The organism is Microcoleus sp. AS-A8 (genome assembly GCA_039962225.1).
In the GTDB taxonomy this organism is placed as follows: domain Bacteria; phylum Cyanobacteriota; class Cyanobacteriia; order Cyanobacteriales; family Coleofasciculaceae; genus Allocoleopsis.
Map to the genome: position 1 here is coordinate 199,136 of JAMPKV010000010.1, position 22,481 is coordinate 221,616.

Consider the following 22,481-nt stretch of genomic DNA (forward strand, 5'->3'; position numbering starts at 1 on the left):
TGGAGTATCCACCCCATTAGGTTAAGTTATTATACTGTTTCCCAAAAACAGCCAAATCAACCAAACGATGTAGTGAATCATGACAATCGCCCAAAATTTAGCCTGATACGACCTCTTACTACTTTTGTGTCGAAGTCTTCGTTGGGCTACAAATCCACCCAACCATCCACCTGCAAATTCACACAGATGCAGTGTGTTCTCTGATGTTCTCCAGCCCCCTCGTTTGGCACGAGACTTGTCATCAGCGTACAGGACAAAGGTCAGTAGACTCATTGCAGGGTAACAAAATCTGCAATGGAACTTTGCAACGCTTGCCGAAGTACTTCATCCGTTACGCTGGCAACTTGAATACGCTGTAGTAACCTCGATAGCAGTTCCCGTGCTGCTTCACTACCATTTGACGGCGTAAGATGTAGAAAATATTGGTGACTGCATGACCTGAAACATACCCCTGTACTTGTTCCTGCGTCACTGTATTTAATGCTTGTGCAGAAGCAATCACAAACGGTTGGCGTTGCGATAAAACATCCAGCAATACATCGCTATCAAACAGCACCCGCTTCAACTATATTTCTCCTCTAGATAATCTACATAGGATTCTGTGGAATAGTCTGTATGTAGCTGAATCGAACCGATTAGGCTTTGAGTCCAAGGATCAAGATTAGTCAAAGGCTGTGTCGTTGCACTAGGTGAAATAGATGACAACGTTTCTTGTTGGAGCGATGCCAACACGGATTGAACTAAACGCCAGCGATCGCTAATTGGTAATTGCAACGCCTGCTTTTGCAATTCCTGCAATGTCATTAGCATTCTCTCCCTTTAAGCTCTCTCTACTAATTGTAATGATGACAGTGACTTTAAGATGTCAATGAGCTTTTGACTGTGCCTCTAGCGATCGCGCTCTTGTTACTCCGATAGCTGCTCCACAAATACGGTATGTTCTGCTGCTGCCAACCCTTCTTGCAACACAGCTAGCACTCGCCCCATATTCCCAGCCAATAGGTCATTCGTTGCCAACCACAAACCTGGAAACACTTGACTCCGAATCACCCCATTTTCATCGATTGGCAGTAAAACATACTCTCCCTCTTGTAAATAAAACCAATCCAGTCTCTGCTCAAACACTTGCCAAACGATATATTCTCTAATCCCATTGCGACGATAGGCACGTTTTTTATCACCCAAATCGATCGCTGCACTACTCGCTGCAATCTCTGCCACCAACTCCGGTGCCCCCTCTATATAATCATCGTCACTCAGCCGCGCTTGACCTCCAGCTTGTTCTTCAATCAGCAACACTGCATCGGGTTGGGGTTCATTGTCTAAATCTAAACGAACGGTGGGTTCAATCCCCAACTCAATACCCGGTGTTGCAACCTTGTAAGTCCACAACCAACCCGTCAAATCTCCGTGAGGTTGACCATGACTTCTAAAACGCAATGCAGCAGGCACGTAGACAACTCCTTCAATTAGTTCAGCCTTCCTGAGATGGGGCATGGCATTGTAGCGCCGCTCATATTCATAGCGATTTAAGCGATCGCCACTTTCGAGTGGTGGAATGGGCAAGGGTTGTTGTTGAGGAGGTGTTTTGACCATTGCTTGTGTGTGGAGTCGGGTTTCTTGCCGGGTCATCCTCCGATCATATCGGCTATCGCATTGGAGATATGACCCTTGTGAGATGCCAGTAATTCAGATACGCGACTTCTTGGAGAAGTCGGGTTGAAGGAACAGTTGCGGGGAGGGGTTTCAAGTATTTATGTAAGAGGTCTAATGTGGAATAGCTGATAACGCAACAGAAAACCCCAGCACATCACAACTGGGGTGTTTATATGAAATATCTCGTTCTTGTCTAGTCAAAACTTAACGGGTGGATGGCTTGGCTCAACTCACCGCAAATGTCGTCCAAATCAATAAACTTACGAATACAACCGCTATGGCTCCTTGCAGGGCATATCTTTGCTGTTCCCACACGGCTGGATATTCGGCGCAATACACCTTGGTTTCAGGAGCGTAGTTGTTCAGGATGCCTCGTTCGTTAACGGTGGTGTACATATCACTTTCCTTGCTAAATATTTCTTTATGTAAATTAATGTAACAGAAAATTTACATAAATGCAAGGGGTAGGCTATCTGTCCTTTGACACAAAAAATCAGCTCGGTAAGGCACCGCCTTGAGTAGCTGCGTTACACTTCGTTAACGCATCCTACAGATTGAAGATTTACTGGATAAATCAGCTCTTAATGGACATTCTCCAAATTCTCAAAGAGGACTATCAACGCTTCCCAGTTGACCAAACCTACAGCATCTATGCGCCCGATGTCTTCTTTAAAGACCCCATGAACCAGTTCCAGGGCATAGAACGTTACAAGCAAATGATTGGTTTTATCAACACCTGGTTTGGCGCTCCCAAACTGGATCTGTTGGAGATTCATCGGTTAGGAGACACGATTAAGACGCGCTGGACACTGAGCTGGACAACCCCTCTACCTTGGCGTCCGCGAATTTCCATCCCCGGCTGGAGTGAACTAAAGCTTAATGCCGATGAACTGATTATTTCCCATATTGACTACTGGGACTGCTCTCGTTTGGATGTGCTAAAACAGCACCTGCCGTTCCCAGAAAAAAATTAAAGAGATAATAAATAATGTAAATACTTATGAGGCAGACGCAAACCCTTGTGTCGCAAGATCATCCATGCGTGTAATTCTTATGACTGGCAAAGGCGGAGTCGGCAAGACTTCTGTTGCCGCTGCTACGGGACTCCGTTGTGCTGAACTGGGTTATCGAACACTCGTTCTCAGTACCGACCCCGCTCACTCTCTGGCAGATAGCTTTGATCTCGAACTGAGCCATGAACCTCAATTAGTTCGTCCAAACCTGTGGGGAGCCGAACTCGATGCTCTAATGGAATTGGAAGGGAACTGGGGTGCTGTTAAGCGATATATTACCCAGGTTCTGCAAGCACGGGGATTAGATGGCGTTCAGGCAGAAGAATTAGCCATTCTTCCCGGCATGGATGAGATTTTCGGACTCGTGCGGATGAAACGTCATTATGACGAAAATGAGTACGACGTTTTGATTATTGACTCTGCTCCTACGGGTACAGCTTTGCGATTACTCAGCTTACCGGAAGTTAGTGGTTGGTATATGCGCCGCTTTTACAAGCCGCTACAAAGTATATCGGTGGCACTGAGGCCATTGGTTGAACCCTTTTGGAAACCGATTGCGGGTTTTTCCTTACCTGATAAAGAGGTGATGAATGCTCCATATGAGTTCTACGAGCAAATTGAAGCACTAGAGAAGATACTCACGGACAACACCCAAACGTCGGTGCGTTTAGTCACTAATCCCGAAAAAATGGTGATTAAAGAATCGTTACGCGCTCATGCCTATTTGAGCTTGTACAACGTCGCCACCGATTTAGTCATCGCCAATCGGATTATTCCCGACCAAGTGACTGACCCCTTCTTTCAGCGCTGGAAGGAAAATCAACAGCAGCACCGCCAGGAAATTCATGAAAACTTCCATCCACTACCGGTGAAAGAAGTTCCCCTCTATTCCGAAGAGATGTGTGGTCTAGAGGCTTTGGAGCGGCTGAAGGAAACACTCTATGCTTCAGAAGACCCTACTCAGGTCTATTACAAGGAAAATACAATTAGGGTGGTACAAAACGACAATCAATACAGTCTGGAACTCTACCTACCCGGTATCCCAAAAGACCAAATCCAGCTAACCAAAACGGGCGATGAACTCAACGTGCGAATTGGCAATCATCGACGTAACTTAGTGCTCCCTCAAGCCTTAGCCGCCTTGCAACCTTCTGGAGCCAAGATGGAGGAAGATTATCTCAAAATTAAGTTTGCTGCTAGTGTCTAAGGGGTAGTTTGGCAAAGCTAAGCGATCGCATCAAGCGGGATTCAGCAGCCTTCAGTGAACCTCTGGGGAAATGTTGTTGTAGGGGTACGATATCATCGTGCCCTTATTCTATAAGTTTTTATTATCTCACACTCACGGCAAAATGTAGAACTCTGGGTAGAACTTCCCTGATTCAACAAGACTCTTGTTAGCATTGGTATAGCTTAGCGTGAATTTATGGTTACAAAAATCCCATTTAATTTGTATTAATGTATACTTATATTTAATAAAAACAAAAAAATGAAATAATTCTCTAAATTGAGAGGCAAATAACAGGCGTGAGTCAGCTAAACCAAGTTTTTCCTGCTCAGGGGTTGAGGGAACCACTCAGACGCTACGACGCAAAAACGATCAGACGATATTACCGCTCCCGACCTTGGGCAGGCATTGGTCGTGCCCTCACCATCATCTGGTCTTTTGCCACATTCATTTTCAGTCTCAAATGGGATGACTGGCGTAATCAAACAGAGCGTAACAAGTTTAAACGAGCCGCTCAGCTCCGGCAAATCCTCACTCGCCTAGGGCCAACCTTTATTAAAGTGGGGCAAGCTCTCTCCACACGCCCTGACTTAGTGCGGAAAGACTTTTTAGACGAACTAATTAAGTTACAAGACCAACTACCGCCCTTTGATAATGCTCTCGCCTTCTCAATCATTGAAGCCGAGTTGGGACAACCTGTAACAGAATTATTTAGCGAAATTTCCTCCAACCCGGTTGCCGCCGCCAGTCTCGGACAAGTGTATCGAGCTTTTCTGCACACTGGCGAAGAAGTGGCAGTTAAGGTGCAGCGCCCGAATTTGCTCCCGACTCTAACCTTAGACCTTTATTTGATGCGCTGGGCAGCGGGTTGGCTTTCTCCCTGGCTACCCCTGAATTTAGGGCATGACCTGACGTTAATTGTTGATGAATTCGGCATCAAATTATTTGAAGAAATCGATTACATTAACGAAGGACGCAACGCGGAAAAATTTGCCCACAACTTCCGCGATGATTCAACGGTCAAAGTCCCCCTGATTTACTGGCGCTACAGTACTGTGCGAGTCCTCACTTTAGAGTGGATTCATGGCTTTAAGTTAACGGATACCGCTAGTATTCGCGCCGCTGGACTGGATCGCGACCAAATCATTCAAGTCGGTGTGATTTCGGGTCTGCGTCAACTATTGGAACATGGCTTTTTCCATGCCGATCCGCATCCTGGCAACCTGTTTGCCCTACCGGATGGGCGCATGGCGTATATTGACTTTGGCATGATGGATCAGCTAGAGCAATATACAAAAGAAACGATCGCCGCATCCATCGTTCATCTGATTAATAAAGACTACACTGAATTAGCGAAGAACTTTGTCAAACTCGGCTTTTTAACCCCAGATACAGATATTACGCCCATTATTCCAGCCTTAGAAGTGGTGCTGGGAGAAGCGATGGGTGAAAGTGTGCGGAACTTCAACTTCAAAACCATTACCGATCAATTCTCGGAGTTGATGTACGACTATCCGTTCCGTGTACCCGCGAAGTTTGCTTTAATTATCCGTTCGTTGGTGACTCAAGAAGGCTTAGCGCTAACGTTGAATCCTAATTTCAAAATCGTTGAGGTATCTTACCCCTATGTGGCGCGGCGTCTGCTTACGGGTGAATCCCCAGAAATGCGGCGGCATCTGATTGAAGTATTGTTCAAAGATGAGAAATTCCAATGGGAGCGGTTGGAGAATATGATTGCGATCGCTCGTTCTGACAACAACTTCGATTTACTACCCACGGCTCAATTAGGGTTGCAGTTTCTTCTCTCCGAAGAAGGTCAGTTTTTGCGGCGTCAACTTCTTCTCGCGTTAACTGAAGATGACCGACTCCACACACAAGAAGTTCAACGTCTTTGGAATTTGGTTAAAGATGACTTGAAACCAGGGCGTTTGTTCAATGTAGCTTTGAATTCTCTGACTGAACTTTCCATCGAAGGCGTAGCCTCAATTTTACCGCTGGCTACTATCCTGAAAAGTGAATAGTTGTTATTTTCGACAGCAAAGAAGCAAGGGGTGTTAACAGCCTCTGTTTCTTCATCTATGCATCCTCTTTTTATTAACAATCAAATCGGGCTACGAGAGACATTCATTAACATAACTCCGCCTCTCCCCTGCCCCCAATCTCTCCCTCCTCCAATCCCTCACTCATGTTTTTTAAGAGGAGATTTCGGATAGGCTATTAGTAGCTGATCAAGGCTGAGTCATCGTACCCTTTGTGTTTTAAAATCTGTCCGTATCTTCCTGAATACTAATAGGAGTGCTTCGTGTATAGCTTTCCAGAACCGCCATATTTTTTGTTGATTTTCGGTTTGTTTGCTGGCCTGACCTCTGGTGCCGCGTTTGAAGCTACGCTTAAACAAAAAGTCCGAGAATGGTCGAAAAACCGTTCCACGCGTACCCTAGCTCAAATGAAAGGCGTCCAGTTACAAATGCCGTTTCTGGGAATTGGAGCTGGAATTTGTGTCTTTCTCGCGGCTGGATTAGAGATATTTGGCTTTCCCTGGTGGTTGTCGTATTCTATCTCGCTACCTCTCACGCTATTTATTAGCCTCCTCGTTTGGTCGCAATTGGGTAAACTTTTGAATCAATTAGAGCAAGGTGGCTCAAAAGCCTTAGATTTAGATTCAATCACTTAATCAATAGCCGATTACAGCTCACCTTCTGCACCCTCAACCAACAGTTACTCTGGAAACATAGCAGTTCTCAGTTGTATGGAGTACATCAGAATAACCTAACCCCCTACCTCGTCATCCTCACATAAGAGTTCCGGTCGCTCCGGTTCCTACCTCTCCCGACGCCTCTCCTACAAGGAGAGGGAAAAGGAATAATGTTTTTAACTGGAAGGGGAGTAAGAATCAAAGCCTCTCTCCTTTTAGGAGAGAGGTTTTCCAGAGAGGTCACAAGAGTGTACATAATGCCATCGAGAAGGGCTATAGTAACCTGTTAGGGTGTGGAATGTGGGTTGCTTCTCTCACTAGTGTTGGCAGAACGAAACGCCTCAATTTGATCAATTTTTGCCATTAGCGCGATGTAGGAGGGGGCGCTATAGCAGCAATTCGTCATCGGATCGAATGCTTGCCAATTTTGTGCTTGGCAAATAAACCAATCTCGATATTTTCCGTTGCCATCAAAGTCGCCTTCCAGCATCATCCAGTCGCCCCCCAATGCAAAACCCGCATTGAGTTTTTCCAGTTCAGGATAGAGCCATTCTTTTAACTGCTGTAAATCCCAAAAGACGCCCGGATGCCAGTAATCGCTCAGGCAGCTAGAAACTTCGACTCGATAACCCTGCTCAACTCGATAAATCCGGGCTTCAATGTCATCTAGAGGAATAACCTGAACAACTCTTGTATTCACTTGTGCAACATCCACTCGTTTCTCTAGGATAGAGCTTTCAAGTTTCCTCGCCACTCGTTTTGAGTTGTAGATAAACCAGCACCAGTGTAAAGCTGAGCAACACTGTAGCCGCAGCAGCAGCGTAGCCAAAATCAAACAGAGCAAAGGCTTGTTCGTAAATGTAGTAAACCAGTACATTGGTGGAGTTAAGAGGCCCACCGCCCGTGATGATATAAACCTGCTCGAAACTCCGTAACGTAAAAATTGCTGTAGTAATGGTGGCAAAAATTAAGGTAGGCCGCAATCCTGGAAGGGTAATGTACCAGAATTTTTGCCAAGAATTCGCACCATCTAATTCAGCCGCTTCATAGCGACTCGGAGGAATGGCTTGGAGTCCTGCTAGGAATACCACCATGTTAAAACCGAGCTGTTTCCAACTGCTTAATAAAATCAGGATTGGCATAGCCCAAGTGGTACTGCCTAGCCAGGGAATCGATGCAAAACCCAGAGAATTTAGCAATGCATTCATGGGGCCTTCGGTTTGAAAGAGCCAGCGAAACCCTAGTCCAACGGCGACTAGAGAGGTAATGGACGGAATGAAATAAGCGGTTCGCAGCAGTCCCCGCAGAGCCAACGACTGATTTAGTAACACGGCTAATCCCAAGGGGATAATCAGACTGGGAAGGACGGTGGCAAGGGTGAAATAAAGGGTATTGCCGAGAACTTGCCAAAAATCGGGGTCGAGTACTAGGCGGAGATAGTTTCTCAAACCGACCCCATGGATACCTGTTGAGGTGAAACTTCCGGTAGTAAAGCTGAGGTAAACCAGATAAGCAATGGGCCACAGCAGGAATAATCCGAGGAGAAGCAGGGCGGGGGCTAAGAAAATCCAGGCGGCGATAGCATCATTATCTAGCCACTGATGCTGAGGGGAAGGCTTAGTATTATTCGTCATGGAATTAGTTATTTATTATCTGTTGAAGGAATAACAAGTGGCCAATGGATTAGCCGATGAGTAACTTTCGTTTAATTAATCTGAAGTTTTTTAATATAAACTTCCTGTAAGTCTTGATATTTTAGAAATAATTGCTATTTTTACCTATATAATCCCTGTCCATCTACACGAGTGCTTCAAAAAGCTTAAAGGGTTATTTATCCGTATTTGAAACGCTTTTAACATTCCGTAAAACCTGAACGTTTCTCCACATTTTCCCCAATAGCTGATTAAAGAAATTTTATTAGACATTTATTGTCGATTTAGCCCCCATAGCGGTATTTATGACTCGATTACTTGAAAAACGCCATGTTGAAACAAACTTCTCTCAACACAATCTTCCAACTTGACGGCGGTTCTGAACCCGTTTCACTCGAATTTACCCTCAGCGATTCCGAAGCAGATTTTGTCAATGAAGTCGGTGTTTTTGCAGTCGATGATGACTTAGGCACTATCGATGGTATAGCCCCCGGCACTCCAGAATACCTCGCTGCTGCCCTCGGTCGGAGAAACCTCATTTTCTCCGCCCTTGCCAACTCAACCTTTCCCAAATCAGTCTCCAAACGTCAACTTAGCTTTGAGAGCAACACGAGGCTAGGATTTTACCTGGTGTCGAACAGTACCACAGATAACGTCTTGGCTGATTTGGCAGCCGGACTTACCCCAGCGAATGTCTTTTTTGCCCATGCTAATGCCAATGCCAATGGGTTCAACTATTCGCAAGTATTAGAATTTAACAGCAGCACCCTTACCCTAGCGTGGGAAGACCAGTTCGGAGGCGGTGACTTCGACCTCAACGACTTAGTGCTGAGAGTACAAGTAACGAATACCCCACCGACGCCAGAAACAGCGTTGCAAGGAGAGCGAGAACTTATTGATTTAGGCAGCAAGTCGGGTTTAATTCCTGTCAATATTGAGGTGAATCGAGACGCTGCCTTTAACAACAGCTTTGGATTTTATGCGATTGATGACTCCACAGGACGCATTGGCAATCTGAATCCAGGGGATGGTGGGTATGCCGAAGCCGCGATTAGAAATCGAGTGGACTACAGCCAAGGAATACTAGGGGAAGCACTGCTGGCACCTTTTTTCATTGCTAATAACACTCCAGAAAACTTCCTTGCTCAAAACCCCTCCAATCAGCCGGAGCAGGAGTCATTGGCTTACTTTTCTTTTCTCAACGCCAACCCCGACGGCATTGACCACATCCGCCTGCTAGGGGACAACACCTTTGCCTTTGAAGATTTATACGGTGGAGGGGATTTTGACTATAACGATTTAGTCATTCAGCTCAGTTTTACCAACCCCAACAACCCAACAACGCCAACACCAACACCAACACCAACGCCAACACCAACGCCAACGCCAACGCCAACGCCAACGCCAACGCCAACGCCAACGCCAACTCCTGGTGAAATTCGAGGTACGGTGTGGAATGATATCAACGGGAATGGTTTACGCAACACGGGCGAACTGGGACTGACCGGCTGGACGGTCTTTCTAGACCAAAACCAGAATGGTCTGCTTGATGTGGGTGAACTATCCACCACGACAGACGCTAATGGGAATTATGCCTTCACGACCCTAATTCCAGGAACCTATACGGTTGCTCAAGTGTTGCAAACGGGATGGCAGTCAACGTTTCCTGTTCCCAATCTTCAGACCGTTAACCTCAATGATGGTCAGAGTGTTACGGATGTTAACGTTGGGAATCGTTCTATCTTAGAGCAACTCCAACTGACACTGACACCTCTAGTGACGGGGCTGACCAATCCACTCGATATTACTCATGCAGGTGATGGTAGCGATCGCATGTTTGTTGTAGAACAAGGAGGTCGCATCCGGATTATCCAAAATGGCAATTTGTCGGCGACGCCGTTCCTCGATATCTCCAATCGCATCAGTGCTGGAGGTGAACGTGGTTTACTGGGCTTGGCTTTCCCCCCTAACTACGCGAGTAAAGGTTACTTCTACGTCAACTACACCAATACAGTTGGCGATACCGTGATAGCTCGCTATCGCCTCACCAACAATCCCAACGTCGCCGACCCCAATTCGGAAGAGATTATCTTAACGGTTCCACAGCCCTTCGCTAACCACAATGGTGGACAACTAGCGTTTGGCCCGGATGGTTACCTCTACATTGCTCTAGGTGATGGAGGGGGTGCTGGAGACCCTCAAAACAATGCCCAGAACCCCCAATCCTTGTTGGGTAAGATGCTACGCATTGATGTGGAATCGGGAGGAGTACCCTATGCTATCCCTGCCACTAATCCCTTTGTCGCGACCACCGACCCCAATAACCTGTATCGTGATGAAATTTGGGCGCTGGGTTTGCGTAACCCTTGGCGTTTCTCCTTTGATCGCATAACGGGTGACCTTTTCATTGGCGATGTGGGACAGAATGCGATCGAAGAGATTGACTTTCAATCGGCGACTAGTCAGGGTGGCGAAAACTATGGCTGGAACATCATGGAAGGGTCTACTCGTTACAACAATAACCCTGGTGACATAACAGGCTTTGTAATCCCTGTAGCAGAGTACGACCATTCACTGGGAGAGTCTGTTACTGGTGGAATGGTGTACCGAGGTCTGAGTGAGCCGAGTCTGCAAGGCGTATATTTATACGGGGATTTCATTAGTGGACGCATCTGGGGGTTAAGGCCAAATAGTGCTGGATGGGAAAACGCGGTTCTTCTCGATACCCCTTACTTCATTTCTACCTTTGGCGAAGACCAAGCGGGTAACTTGTACCTGGCCGACTACACAAATGGCGGTATTTATAGCATTTCTGTTTAGCGGTAACCCAGTATCCTGTTTGAAAAGGGTACATTACACCGCATTAACGCACCCTATAAATTAGGGTATTCGCTCTATTAAGATTCATGGCACTGACTTAAGAATTTCTTAGCTCACCAAGGAACCCTTGTGCACCGGAGCTTTAGTGAGGAGGTCTGGGGGAGGCACGTGCGCTAACGCGCCCCGCTTCGCTATCGTCCCCCACCGGAGCTTTAGTGAGGAGGGGGTTTGGGGGGAAACCCCCCAATCTGGGTTTTTCCAACAAACGATCACTTGTTCCTTAAGTCAGTGACATTCCTACCTAAGATAGTGCGATCGCATCATCCAGCAATAGCTTGTGAGAAAAACCTCGCCTTGTTCAGGAGCCGGTTTAATCGGGAATCGGCGATACTGGAGCAACCGATAATATCCAGCTAATTCCGGAGAATGACTGCCATGAGGAATCCTGTATTCAACCCTCCCAAGCTGCTGGCGAAATTCTCCGCCCTAAGCCAATGGATGGCATACAGCCTATTCTTAGGGCTACTCACGTCCACGAGCAACAGTGCGATCGCCCTACCCGCCAAGTTACCGTTAGTCGCTCAATCTCAACGCACTCCTACAACCAACACGGTACAAACCCAATTACAGGGACGATGGCAAGCTAAAGACCCAGTTTCAGGTCAGAAGCTGACACTGATTTTCACAGCAGACAACAAACTCTTTATTCTGTTGCCATTCGGCTCTGGTGCTCCTGTGGCGATGCCTTTCGGATACCGCATCAATTCCACCCCTAAACCCATGCATCTGGATGTGATAATAGCAGAGTCTAATCAAACTGTATTGACAATTTTTGAGTTAAATGATAAAAGTCAACTCCGCCTGCAATTAGCTGATACAAACCCCGGACAACCTAGACCAACCGCTTTTACAGCAAATGCAGACTTATTACAGAAGATTTCTGAGGAGGCAACATTGCCCCCAGATGTTATAACGGCTGCCGACATGGAGACGCAAAGCGAACAAATTATCGCTGACTTTAAGAGACAAACCCAGGAAGCGCGAGAATCTGAAGGTAAAGCCAATATCGATGCAATGAGCCGCGCCCAACAGGCTTTTAAACTCGAATATGATAAATTTGCGACCAAAATTGAGAATTTAGGTGTTGGGATTCCACCAGAAACAGACAATTATAGCTACCGGATTGTACCGCAAGGCAACCAAACCCAAAGTGTGATGATCACAGCTCGCTCCAAGCGCCCTGAACTGAGAAGCTACACCAGTGCTGTGTTTGTCGTCAAAAGTGCGACGAATGAGGTACTGATCATTACAGGGATGTGTGAAACAGATAAACCCTCATCCATACCACCAGCGATGCCAGCGACTCCTAGACAGAGTACGGATGAAATTAAATGCCCTGTTGGTTCCCGCAACGTGGGGCCAAAAAGATGATCATTTTTGAATTCAAAGCTTAAGTTCATCGGCTATTTCTTCTGCTTAGAGCAATCCCACTCCACTTCTAGTTGATAATTAACCAAGTAGCGCCCTAGATTTAGCGATCGCTCTTTGGTTCATGACTTCTCATCTCGCATCTGCTAACTCCATACCTAGCTTGGTTTCCCCTGCCATTCCTCTCGACTCAATGGCGGATTCTTCATCTGCTGGCTCCCCCATGAAACTGGGAATCATGGCATCTGGAAGTGGCAGTAATTTTGAGGCCATTGCTCAAGCCATCAAAGACGGGCAACTCAATGCCCAAATTCAAGTCTTAATTTACAATAATCCCGGTATCAAGGCCGTAGAAAGAGCTGAACGTTGGGGTGTTCCTTCGGTACTGCTCAATCATCGAGACTACAAACGCCGAGAAGAGTTAGACACGGCTATTGTCGAAGTGTTGCAGCACTACCAAGTAGATTGGGTGGTGATGGCAGGCTGGATGCGAATTGTCACACCTGTGTTAATTAACGCCTTCCCTGACAAAATCATCAATATCCATCCCAGTTTATTACCCAGTTTTAAGGGCGCTCACGCGATAGAAAAAGCCCTAGAGGCGGGTGTGAAAATTACCGGCTGTACAGTACATTTGGTGTGCCCGGAAGTGGATAGTGGCCCAATTTTGGTACAAGCCGCCGTCCCGGTGTTGCCAGAGGATACACCAGAAACTCTTCATGCTCGCATTCAAGTTCAAGAACATCGAATCTTACCCCAAGCGATCAGCTTGCTGGTGCCTTAGGAAATCGCGCAGCTTGCCGTAAGTAACACCCTGGTAGCACGTTAGCCAAATAGCGATTGATATTGAACAGCGGTTAGCTTAGTACTCCACTAAACTTTCGCTTATGTAAGACAAGAAGCCTCTGAACACAGCTAGGCTTCAGCTTGTTTGTGATCAAGTTTCCACAGATAACTTGAAAGCAAATTGGTAACAATATGAGCCACAATCGGCACGAGTAAATTCCCCGTTGCCAGGGCGCTAAATCCCAACAGTAGCCCTACAGCGGTTGCCCAAACGACATAAGGCCATTGTTGTGGCCCACTCAAATGTAAAATACCAAATAGCAGGCTGGAAGCAACAACCCCAGTTGTATTCAACCCAACAGCAGGCAGCATCACGCCCCGAAACAATAACTCTTCACTCATCCCAGGTAGCAACCCCAGCCAAATTAAGTCGGGTAAGACTAATGGCTTCAGCACCATTTGCAGGTAGTAATCCGCACTGTGGCGATAAGCAGGCCACAGACGATAGACTAAACTACTTAACACCGTAATACCCAGCGCTAAACCCAGCCCTAGGAGTAACGCTTCAGCCGTGCCATGTAGGGGCAAAAGTGTAACGGAACCCAAGTGCAGCCAAAGCTTGGCAACGAATAATAAGACAAGAGCTGTTACCCCCATAGCGATTAACACTTGGGTGCGGGTTAGGGGTTCCAATTCAGGTTCATCTGGAAGCTGGTTTGCCACGAACAGATAAGCAATGCAAAGAGGATAGGGATGGGCTGAGAGCCTCAGCACTGATACCGGCACGATGAGCGACTAAAACGCCCAGTGCCTCTAAATATGAGTTTACTCTGATTGCTTGAATACCCAAATCTTCTGGGGAGACTTGCATGGAGGTTTGGTTTCCCTCAACCGCAATAATCTGAGTTCGTGACTGGCGGCTTAAACTGAGTAAAGCACTGCCACCACAGGCGCTTGCCGGGACAACAACCGCATCTACGTCCGACGCCCAAATATCTCCGGGTCGAGAGGTAAAGTTTTGTGTCGGGATTGAAAATTGGGAATTGGGGTTTTGACGTTCCACGAACTGAGGGGCACGACTCAATCCCACCAGAACACAAGGTAAGAAGGTATAGCCCAATTCTTCGGCTGCGGAGCGAGGGGATAAGTCGGGGTCGAGGGGTAGGGGCATCAGTGCCGGAGCATGGGCACAAGGTACTTGAAAGGTGCGAACAATCAGGTGACTGATCACCGCTTCAGCACCGGCAAGGGGGTCTACTCCCTGTCCATGACGATACGCTTGCAATGCCTCACTACCTAGGTCATCCGGGAAACGGGCAACCACGGCTATCGCATCTGCTTTGGCTTGCTCAATCAGTACTTCAGCCGATCGCAACAAACTATCAGGATTGCCAATTGTACCCCAACTTGCCCCGGATGCAGCGGTTCGCAGCTCCACGTTTAAGGGGGCATCTGTTATTACATAATCTGTTAGGCTCAACCCCAGTGTGGCTCTGGCGGCATCTGCTACTTGGAGGTGTCGCAGGCGCAATTCCGGTTCAATTCCTTGGTCGAGAATTAACCCCACGCGATTCTGATGTATCGGTTGCAATCCGATGCACCCAGAAGCGAATTTGTCAAGAGCGTACCCTTCCACATAGAGGGCGTTGGGTAAGTTCCAGTAGAGTTGGGCACCATTGAGGACATTGGGGTGGGTGATCAGGCGATCGCAGATTGCCGAGATGGCTCTAGCTACGGGTAGGGCATCCCCCGCATAGCCGCCAATCGCCGCCCCAACGCCTGTAGGAACAATTAAGACAACGGTGTAAGGACGTTGAATCACAAGGCAGCAGTGGTATCAGATTCAACGGTGACAATCGCCTCTACTTGGGCAATTTGGCGATCGCTATCCACGCGAGTCACCGCCCAACGTAGCGGTTCCCCTCGTTTTTGCAATTCTGCCTCAATTTCTTGCTGTAGCTGTACAGGTGTCTCTTGGAGGTTAATTTCTGCGGTAATGAAGTGAGTTGTCATAGGTGCTGGTTCAAAGACTATGACTCATATTACCGTTCGAGTGCTAAGCTGTGCTCTCAAAAAAACATCGCCTAGCCCCTGGGGGTTATCAACTGGGAACCCCCTTAGCGGACAATTTTGGCAACAACTTCTGCATAAGTTCCATCAAACTAGGAGATATATCTTAACTAAGCAAGCAATCCTCTACCTTGCCCTTTGAGGATTTTACCCATGCAACCCGGAAAAATCAGCATCAGTGTTCTCATCGCTCTACTCGCTGCTACCACCACCGCATTCGCTCCTAATTTTCCACGGTCTTTGGCAGCACCACCTGCACTGGCTCAAGCCTCAGCAGGTCGGAAAGCGGAAGCAGATCGACTGCGAGAACAAGGCAAACAGGAGTATAGAACCAGTCAATTTCCAGCGGCTTTACAGTCTTATCAACAGGCATTGACTATCTACAAGAAGATAGGCGATCTCACTGGAGAAAGCAGAACTCTGTTAAGTTTAGGCAATACTTACTGGTATTTAGGACAATACCAGCAAGCCATTGAATCTTATCAGCAAGCACGGGCGATGGCACGAGACATCCGTGATCGCCATGGGGAAATCTTAACCCTGTCAGGTCTGGGTTATGCTTATTTTGCCCTAGACCAATACCAACAAGCGATTGACTATTATCAGCAAGCACGGGTGATTGCGCTAGACATCGGTGATCGCTATGGGGAAGCTGAGTCTGTTAGAGGTCTAGGTCAGACTTACGAATCTTTAGGACAATACCAGCAGGCCATCAAATACTATGGGCAGTCGGTAGCCATTGCCAGGGACATCGGTGAGCGCAGTGAGGAAGTTTTTTCCCTCATCAATTTAGGTAATGCTCACTGGTATCTGAGACAAGACCAGAAAGCGCTTGAGTATTATCAGCAGGCACGGGTGATTGCACGAGACATCGGCGATCGCAATGGGGAAGCCATGTCTTTGGGAGGTTTGGGCAACACGTACAGTAGCCTAGGGCAATACCAGCGAGCGATCAAGTACCAGCAGCAGTGGCTGGACATTGCACGGGAAATCGGTCAACGCTCTGAAGAATCTAGGGCTTTGGTTAATCTAGGTATTGCTTACGATAAGCTTGGACAATACCAGTCAGCGCTTAATTCTTATCAGCAGGCATTGAAAATTCAACGAGAAATTGGTGATCGTGACTCTGAAAGCCTAACTCTCAGTAATCTCGGTGAACTACTAGCCAAACAAAACCAACTAGAACAAGCCATTACCTTCTACAAACAATCTGTCGATGTCAGAGAAGAGATTCGGCGAAATATCCGAGCGCTATCCAAAAAACAGCAAGACTCTTATACCGACACCATTGCGGGTACCTATCGCGCTTTAGCAGACTTACTCTTCAAACAAGGCCGAATTTCGGAAGCGCAAGAAGTCCTTGATTTACTCAAAGTCCAGTAACTCGAAGGCTATTTAAACAACATCCGAGGCAGTCACACTGCTCATCTAAGAGCCAGTTGCATTCAAACGTATCACTTTCGGTTTCTCTTACCTCAGAGTCCTGGAGTGAGTTGTCATTTTGGCGGTGTAAAGGCTATGCATGAGGTTGGTCTTTAATATTATCAACCAAGACGGACGGAGTACCTGTCGTATGCGAAAAACTGGGTTAAAAAACACACTACTTGCCGCTCTAGGGTTAGGATTAGCGCTGGGAGCAAACGTGGCACAAGCGGTGATTTTTGACCGAAATGGCAATAAGTTACCCGATAGCGAGGTTAACTCTTCAAAGGTCAATTGGGAACTTTTATCCGTTGAAAAAGGCAAACAATATAGCGGTATTGGTTTGCTTGAGCAAAGCTCCTTTGGAATTTGTACGGCATTTTTCTTAGATACTCAAGGGGCCAATCAATCACCCGCTTATGCCGTAACCAATGGTCATTGCTATGATGGTTCTAGCTTTCCCAAACCGCAAGAAGTCCTTATTAATCAGCCTTCTAATTTAGTTTTTAAGTTGAATTATTTTAAAGATGGACTCAATCGGGTTCGTTCAGTTCGGGTAAGGCGGGTTGTTTATGCAACGATGAAAGGAACTGACATAACAGTTTTGGAACTGGATACGTCTTTTAAACAATTGGTGAAAGAGGGATTTATTCCTTTGAAAATTGAGCCAGTTCCTGCTCCTGTAGGAGAGCCTGTCGAGATTGTTGGGATTCCGCTCAATGGTGTGGAACCTTCTCGGAGTTTTCTTCACCGAGCGGTTTGCGAAATTGGACAGTCGGCTAATGTACGAGAAGATGTTTATCAGTGGGAGAAATCGATTCGCAATCGTTGTAGCTTGGTAGGGGGAATGTCAGGCTCTCCTGTTGTCTCTCTCCAAAGTAATGGCGTGGTTGCGATCGCTAATACGGGTGTCGATGATAACGCTCTATCGCAACCTGAGTGCAGTCTCAATCGTCCCTGCGAGATAACCAGGGAGGGCAAGATTACTACCTTGGCTAAAGAAAATTACGCCCAAAGAGTGAATGATATCCCTTCATGTTTTGATCGGAGGGGAATTTTTAATTTGGATCTTTCCTCTTGTCGGTTAGAAAAGCCATAAACTAAGGTTATTCGCGTAGCGTTCCCCGTACTTTGAAGCCGAACTCAACGGGTAGAGGTAGGTTGAAGGTGAAGGCGCATCAACCTACCAACGTTCAACCTATCAATTTGCCAATTTGTCAACGGTTCCCCTATTGAGGCTGACCAAACTGGCGATCGTACACTTCATCTTCTTTCTCTGTCTCAATCTTCAGATTAGAGCGGGGATACGCCACACACAACAGTGCGTAACCTTCAGCTTGGAGTTCTGGACTCAAACCCATACCCTCGCTCTGCTCTACCGTTCCTTCCAGAAGTTGAGCGGCACAAGTGGTACATACTCCCGCATTGCAGGAACTGGGTAAGTCGATTCCAGCAGTGGAGGCAGCACGAAGGATTTGTTTATCCTCTGGAATCTCTATGGTGTGAGTCGTGCCTTGGTGGTGAATTTCAACCGTGTAAGTCTTGGGCATTGCGTAAGTTCTGGGCTTGACACTTTTAATCCCCAGGTTGGGGAACTGGACTTGAACCTGCTTATTTTACCGCCGTCTGGCATCTCTAGACTCCAAGGCTTGGGCGGGTTCCCCTGCACAAATTCATGAAGATCAACAATAGGAGCCAAGATTGAGAGTTTATCGAATTGCGACGGAATTTCTCATTCTCTGTCATTTAGGAAATTTTAAGTATTGTTACCGGTACGTGATATGATTACCTACTGTGAAGCTCGTTTGCTAAGAGCTCCATTTCTGGACTGGCTGTTGCTGCGACCCGTGAACTTGTCAGACGACTCCCCTCAACCAACCCCGGTAATGGAAGAACTGCCTCAAGGGAGTTCTCCATCCCCCGAAAATAATTCCTCAATGCAAGAGTACTACCAACTCAAACAAACATTGGTGTTGGTCACGCTTAGCATAACTGGGATTGTTTTTATCTGTGTCTGGTTTTTTTACTCACTTGACATTGCTCTGAATTATTTGATCGGGGCGTGCACAGGTATGGTTTACTTGAGAATGTTGGCTAAAGACGTTGAGCGGCTAGGCCAACAAAAAAGCCGTCCGAGTCCTGCCCGGTTCGCGCTTTTTATTGGGCTATTTATCGTGGCTACTCGGTGGCAACGATTGCAGATTTTGCCCATATTTTTAGGTTTTCTGACTTACAAAGCCGCACTCATCGTCTATGTGCTGCAAAGCACCTTATTTCCTACGTCTAAGTAGGTTAAGTAGTCAGTCAGTTGAACTTTTCGCCCTCTCTAGATGTATGGGGAAATCTCCGGAATGGAAATGTTAGATGGTTTGAGCGTTCTGAATTCTTTCCCCCTTGCTGAATTAGAAGTTGGCAAGCATTTATACTGGCACATTGGCAACCTAAAAGTACATGGGCAGGTTTTCATTACTTCTTGGGTTGTAATTGCTATTCTCATCACGGCTTCAATTGCAGCATCTCGCAATATCCAACGAATTCCAAGCGGAATCCAGAATTTTATGGAGTATGCCTTGGAATTCTTGCGGGATTTGGCAAAAAATCAGATAGGGGAAAAAGAATATCGTCCTTGGGTTCCTTTCGTAGGCACTCTATTTCTGTTCATTTTTGTGGCAAATTGGTCTGGGGCGCTTGTGCCTTGGAAGGTGATTCATCTCCCAGAAGGTGAGTTAGCCTCTCCCACCAGCGACATCAATACAACCGTTGCCTTTGCACTTCTGACATCTTTGGCGTACTTCTACGCCGGGATTAGCAAGAAGGGTGTCGTGAAGTACTTTGCAGGTTATGCCCAACCTACGCCAATTCTTCTGCCTTTCCGGGTTTTAGAAGATTTCACGAAGCCCCTCTCGCTCAGCTTCCGTCTGTTCGGAAATATTCTAGCGGATGAACTGGTGGTCGGAGTGCTGGTGCTGTTGGTTCCCCTCTTTGTCCCTCTCCCTGTAATGGCACTAGGCTTATTTACGAGTGCTATTCAAGCGTTAATTTTTGCAACTCTAGCTGCCGCCTACATCGGAGAGGCACTTGAGGAGCATCACTAGTGAAGTTGAAGGCTTCATCAGTGCAAGTTCATTTAACGACTACCACAAGTCTGCTCTGATGAGCGGATTTTTCCGGGTAGGAGTCTCTGTCCTAGCGTTTACTTGAGTTTAAGGAAAAATACCATGGATCCATTAATTGCTGCTGCTTCCGTTATTGCTGCTGCTCTCGCTGTTGGTCTTGCTGCAATTGGCCCTGGCATTGGTCAAGGAAATGCTGCGGGTCAGGCAGTAGAAGGGATTGCTCGTCAGCCAGAAGCTGAAGGCAAAATTCGCGGTACGCTGCTGCTCTCCTTGGCGTTCATGGAAGCGCTAACCATTTACGGTCTGGTGGTTGCTCTCGTTCTTCTGTTTGCCAACCCCTTCGCGTAAAACTTTATCCCAGCACTTAGGCTTTCGCAATAACCTGCCTAAGCTGAGTGCTGGGAAAATTTTCGACAACCCGTACTAAAGGTATCCCCATCCCAACTGAGTAGCTGACCTTTTTTAAGCTGTGGGATCTGAAAATCATGATGACACATTGGACAATTCTACTGGCTGTCGAAGCCGCTGAAGCCACTGCCAAAGAAGGGGGGTTGTTTGATTTTGACGCCACCCTGCCCTTAATGGCGTTGCAATTTATACTCTTGGTGGTGGTGTTGAATGCGGTATTCTACAAACCGTTGAGCAAGGCCATTGACGATCGCGATGATTATCTCCGTAAAAACTTGCTTGAAGCACGCGAACGTCTAACCAAAGCGGAAAAACTGGCTCAGCAGTATGAGCAGGAGCTAGCAGAAACTCGCCGCAAGTCTCAAGCCACAATTGCCGCTGCACAAGCAGATGCTCAAAAAATTGCGGCTGAAAAAATGGCTCAAGCTCAAGGGGAAGCTCAAGTTCAACGAGAGCAGGCCGCCCAGGAAATCGAACAGCAAAAAGCAGAGGCACTCTCCTCGCTTGAACAACAAGTGGATGCTCTAAGCCGACAAATTATAGAGAAGCTTTTGGGACCCGAACTGGTCAATCGATAAGCATCGCCTTGGCTGAGGTTAAGCGTAGAACTCCGCTTTTGAGTGATTGGGTGTTGTGGATATGGCGGTGTGAGAGTGGCAATTTTTAGGTATATAGAAGCTTGACGCAAGCAAGGGCAAGCAACTTCTTAATCTTAGTCTTCGGCAACAGCTTTTCCATCGATCCACAAAGCCAACGCTCTGGCGGGAACCCCCTAAGTTCAAGTTCGCGATTGCTTTACGAATGAGTCCTGTCGAAAAATTCGCTCCCGCTGCGAGTCTTAACTTCCAGTGGGTTTAGAGAATCAGGCTCTCTCAAGCCTCAAAATAATGAATCCCAAGGTTTTTGGCAGCGTCCTAGCTGTTGGCTGGAAACACCAGTCGCAGTATTAGCAATACTCAGTCTTCGCAGTTGTATATGGCTATTATGAGTACTTTCTCATTCCTGGCTACCGCAGCGGCAGAACTCGCAGCGGAAGGTGGTTCAGAAGGTGGTTTTGGTTTAAACACAAACATTTTAGAAACCAACCTGATTAACCTCGTGATTATCATAGGGGTGCTATTTTTCTTTGGGCGTAAATTTTTAGGCAAGACCCTCTCTGAGAGACGCTCAAAAATTGAAGAAGCGATTCAAGAGGCTCAGAAACGACAGAAAGATGCAGCCGCATCCTTAGCCGATGCTCAACAAAAATTGGCACAAGCTCAGGCAGAAGCAGAACGAATTCGAGCGGCAGCCGAAGAAAATGCCCAGGCTGCAAAAGCCGCCATTTTAGAAGCGTCGCGTCAAGATGTCGAACGCCTGAGAGAATCAGCCGTTCAGGATTTGAACACCGAAAGAGAAAAAGCGATCGCGGAGCTTCGGGTACGAGTTGCTGCCATGGCAATGCAGCGCGTCGAAGTACAGCTTAAAGAGCGCTTAGATGACCACGCTCAACAAACGTTAATTGACCGCAGCATCGCTACAATTGGGAGGTAGATCGTGAAAGGTGGCTCATTAAGTGCGGAGGTATATCAGCCTTACGCCGAAGCATTGATGTCTATCGCTCAGGCTAATAACCTCACAGAGCGAATCGGGGAAGACATTGCTGGCTTACTCAATCTCTTGAAAGAATCTCAAGAGTTACAGCAGTTTTTAGGCAATCCGATTGTGAAAGCCGAAGACAAAAAAGCTGTACTCAGACAGATTGGTGGTGAGCAATTTCATCAGTACACGAATAATTTTTTGAATTTCTTGGTTGATCGGCGGCGCGTCCTGTTTTTGGAAGGAATTTGCCAGCAGTACCAAGCGCTCCTGCGGAAGTTGAATCAAACCGTTCTCGCTGAAGTCACTTCAGCCGTAGAACTGACGGAAGAACAACAGCAGGCCGTTCGTGAAAAAGTCAGGTCGATGACAAGTGCCCATCAAGTGGAACTGGATACAAAAATTGACCCCGATTTAATTGGTGGTGTGATTATTAAAGTCGGTTCTCAGTTAATCGATGCCAGTCTCCGAGGGCAAATTCGCCGCATTGGTCTGCGCTTGAGTAGCTAAGGGTTGTCGGTAAATCGGTTAGTCAGTCAACCGGTTGAACTTCAACCTTCAACCTAACCCTTTGGGGAACGCTACGCGAACAACCTTCAACTTTCAACCTCT

At 46.9% G+C, this 22,481-nt stretch carries 26 protein-coding genes; 15 read left to right on the forward strand and 11 right to left on the reverse strand.

Annotation, left to right across the window (positions count from 1 at the left end):
• Positions 1–21 precede the first annotated feature (21 nt).
• From NDI48_17805 to NDI48_17825, 5 genes are all read right to left on the reverse strand, one after another.
• Positions 22–273 carry a DUF1294 domain-containing protein gene (locus tag NDI48_17805; GenBank protein ID MEP0833030.1) on the reverse strand — a complete coding sequence of 84 codons (252 nt, stop codon included), beginning with the start codon at positions 271–273 and terminating at the stop codon, positions 22–24.
• A gap of 58 nt (positions 274–331) precedes the next feature.
• Positions 332–556 carry a PIN domain-containing protein gene (locus NDI48_17810; GenBank protein MEP0833031.1) on the reverse strand — a complete coding sequence of 75 codons (225 nt, stop codon included), beginning with the start codon at positions 554–556 and terminating at the stop codon, positions 332–334.
• 5 nt (positions 557–561) lie between these two features.
• Complete coding sequence (locus tag NDI48_17815; protein MEP0833032.1) at positions 562–804, reverse strand: hypothetical protein; 243 nt, start codon at positions 802–804, stop codon at positions 562–564.
• Between the two features lie 102 nt (positions 805–906).
• A complete protein-coding gene (locus tag NDI48_17820; protein ID MEP0833033.1) occupies positions 907–1,596 on the reverse strand; it encodes a Uma2 family endonuclease in 690 nt (229 codons plus the stop codon).
• Positions 1,597–1,881: 285 nt separating this feature from the next.
• Complete coding sequence (locus tag NDI48_17825) at positions 1,882–2,052, reverse strand: ssl1498 family light-harvesting-like protein (protein MEP0833034.1); 171 nt, start codon at positions 2,050–2,052, stop codon at positions 1,882–1,884.
• A gap of 188 nt (positions 2,053–2,240) precedes the next feature.
• On the opposite strand from NDI48_17825, the gene NDI48_17830 reads away from it, so the two are divergent.
• From NDI48_17830 to NDI48_17845, 4 genes are all read left to right on the forward strand, one after another.
• Positions 2,241–2,630 (forward strand): DUF2358 domain-containing protein, encoded by a 390-nt coding sequence (locus tag NDI48_17830; GenBank protein MEP0833035.1) that lies wholly within the window; start codon positions 2,241–2,243, stop codon positions 2,628–2,630.
• Between the two features lie 64 nt (positions 2,631–2,694).
• The gene (locus NDI48_17835) at positions 2,695–3,876 is read left to right on the forward strand and encodes a TRC40/GET3/ArsA family transport-energizing ATPase (protein MEP0833036.1); all 1,182 of its coding nucleotides are present in this window, start codon (positions 2,695–2,697) and stop codon (positions 3,874–3,876) included.
• Between the two features lie 317 nt (positions 3,877–4,193).
• Positions 4,194–5,915 carry an AarF/ABC1/UbiB kinase family protein gene (locus NDI48_17840; protein MEP0833037.1) on the forward strand — a complete coding sequence of 574 codons (1,722 nt, stop codon included), beginning with the start codon at positions 4,194–4,196 and terminating at the stop codon, positions 5,913–5,915.
• A 281-nt stretch (positions 5,916–6,196) separates the two neighbouring features.
• Entirely contained in the window at positions 6,197–6,568 is a 372-nt protein-coding gene (locus NDI48_17845) for a hypothetical protein (GenBank protein ID MEP0833038.1), read from the forward strand.
• Between the two features lie 307 nt (positions 6,569–6,875).
• On the opposite strand, the gene NDI48_17850 is transcribed toward NDI48_17845, so the two are convergent.
• Positions 6,876–7,343, reverse strand: a complete 468-nt coding sequence (locus tag NDI48_17850) for a hypothetical protein (protein ID MEP0833039.1) — start codon at positions 7,341–7,343, stop codon at positions 6,876–6,878.
• Positions 7,327–8,223 carry a sugar ABC transporter permease gene (locus NDI48_17855; GenBank protein MEP0833040.1) on the reverse strand — a complete coding sequence of 299 codons (897 nt, stop codon included), beginning with the start codon at positions 8,221–8,223 and terminating at the stop codon, positions 7,327–7,329. The genes NDI48_17850 and NDI48_17855 overlap by 17 nt, the downstream gene beginning before the upstream one ends.
• A 348-nt stretch (positions 8,224–8,571) precedes the next feature.
• Here NDI48_17855 and NDI48_17860 point away from each other — a divergent pair, with 348 nt between their 5' ends.
• The 3 genes from NDI48_17860 (at position 8,572) to purN (ending at position 13,273) form a co-directional block, all read left to right on the forward strand.
• On the forward strand, positions 8,572–11,061 hold the full coding sequence (locus NDI48_17860; protein ID MEP0833041.1) for a PQQ-dependent sugar dehydrogenase: 2,490 nt from the start codon (positions 8,572–8,574) through the stop codon (positions 11,059–11,061).
• A 435-nt stretch (positions 11,062–11,496) separates the two neighbouring features.
• Positions 11,497–12,492, forward strand: a complete 996-nt coding sequence (locus NDI48_17865; GenBank protein ID MEP0833042.1) for a type IV pilin-like G/H family protein — start codon at positions 11,497–11,499, stop codon at positions 12,490–12,492.
• Positions 12,493–12,613: 121 nt separating this feature from the next.
• The gene (gene purN, locus NDI48_17870) at positions 12,614–13,273 is read left to right on the forward strand and encodes a phosphoribosylglycinamide formyltransferase (GenBank protein ID MEP0833043.1); all 660 of its coding nucleotides are present in this window, start codon (positions 12,614–12,616) and stop codon (positions 13,271–13,273) included.
• Between the two features lie 131 nt (positions 13,274–13,404).
• On the opposite strand, the gene NDI48_17875 is transcribed toward purN, so the two are convergent.
• The 3 genes from NDI48_17875 to NDI48_17885 are packed head-to-tail and all read right to left on the reverse strand — an operon-like array spanning position 13,405 to position 15,288.
• Positions 13,405–13,998 carry a CPBP family intramembrane metalloprotease gene (locus tag NDI48_17875; GenBank protein MEP0833044.1) on the reverse strand — a complete coding sequence of 198 codons (594 nt, stop codon included), beginning with the start codon at positions 13,996–13,998 and terminating at the stop codon, positions 13,405–13,407.
• The gene (locus NDI48_17880; protein MEP0833045.1) at positions 13,976–15,097 is read right to left on the reverse strand and encodes a DUF3326 domain-containing protein; all 1,122 of its coding nucleotides are present in this window, start codon (positions 15,095–15,097) and stop codon (positions 13,976–13,978) included. The genes NDI48_17875 and NDI48_17880 overlap by 23 nt, the downstream gene beginning before the upstream one ends.
• Positions 15,094–15,288, reverse strand: coding sequence for a hypothetical protein (locus tag NDI48_17885; protein MEP0833046.1), 195 nt, complete (start codon positions 15,286–15,288; stop codon positions 15,094–15,096). The genes NDI48_17880 and NDI48_17885 overlap by 4 nt, the downstream gene beginning before the upstream one ends.
• Positions 15,289–15,498: 210 nt before the next feature.
• Between NDI48_17885 and NDI48_17890 the strand changes: the two genes are divergently transcribed.
• Together NDI48_17890 and NDI48_17895 are read left to right on the forward strand one after the other, a co-directional pair.
• Positions 15,499–16,728 (forward strand): tetratricopeptide repeat protein, encoded by a 1,230-nt coding sequence (locus NDI48_17890; protein ID MEP0833047.1) that lies wholly within the window; start codon positions 15,499–15,501, stop codon positions 16,726–16,728.
• Positions 16,729–16,918: 190 nt separating this feature from the next.
• Complete coding sequence (locus NDI48_17895; protein MEP0833048.1) at positions 16,919–17,866, forward strand: serine protease; 948 nt, start codon at positions 16,919–16,921, stop codon at positions 17,864–17,866.
• Between the two features lie 130 nt (positions 17,867–17,996).
• On the opposite strand, the gene NDI48_17900 is transcribed toward NDI48_17895, so the two are convergent.
• Positions 17,997–18,317: a 2Fe-2S iron-sulfur cluster-binding protein gene (locus tag NDI48_17900; protein MEP0833049.1), complete on the reverse strand. Its 321-nt coding sequence runs from the start codon at positions 18,315–18,317 to the stop codon at positions 17,997–17,999.
• Between the two features lie 231 nt (positions 18,318–18,548).
• On the opposite strand from NDI48_17900, the gene NDI48_17905 reads away from it, so the two are divergent.
• The 6 genes from NDI48_17905 (at position 18,549) to atpH (ending at position 22,379) form a co-directional block, all read left to right on the forward strand.
• Entirely contained in the window at positions 18,549–19,058 is a 510-nt protein-coding gene (locus NDI48_17905; GenBank protein MEP0833050.1) for an ATP synthase subunit I, read from the forward strand.
• A gap of 60 nt (positions 19,059–19,118) precedes the next feature.
• Positions 19,119–19,862 (forward strand): F0F1 ATP synthase subunit A, encoded by a 744-nt coding sequence (gene atpB / locus NDI48_17910; GenBank protein MEP0833051.1) that lies wholly within the window; start codon positions 19,119–19,121, stop codon positions 19,860–19,862.
• 123 nt (positions 19,863–19,985) lie between these two features.
• Positions 19,986–20,231 carry an ATP synthase F0 subunit C gene (atpE, locus tag NDI48_17915; protein ID MEP0833052.1) on the forward strand — a complete coding sequence of 82 codons (246 nt, stop codon included), beginning with the start codon at positions 19,986–19,988 and terminating at the stop codon, positions 20,229–20,231.
• Between the two features lie 140 nt (positions 20,232–20,371).
• Positions 20,372–20,869 carry a F0F1 ATP synthase subunit B' gene (locus tag NDI48_17920; GenBank protein MEP0833053.1) on the forward strand — a complete coding sequence of 166 codons (498 nt, stop codon included), beginning with the start codon at positions 20,372–20,374 and terminating at the stop codon, positions 20,867–20,869.
• Between the two features lie 406 nt (positions 20,870–21,275).
• Entirely contained in the window at positions 21,276–21,824 is a 549-nt protein-coding gene (locus tag NDI48_17925; protein MEP0833054.1) for a F0F1 ATP synthase subunit B, read from the forward strand.
• A gap of 3 nt (positions 21,825–21,827) precedes the next feature.
• Positions 21,828–22,379, forward strand: a complete 552-nt coding sequence (gene atpH, locus NDI48_17930) for an ATP synthase F1 subunit delta (protein ID MEP0833055.1) — start codon at positions 21,828–21,830, stop codon at positions 22,377–22,379.
• Positions 22,380–22,481: the final 102 nt, after the last annotated feature.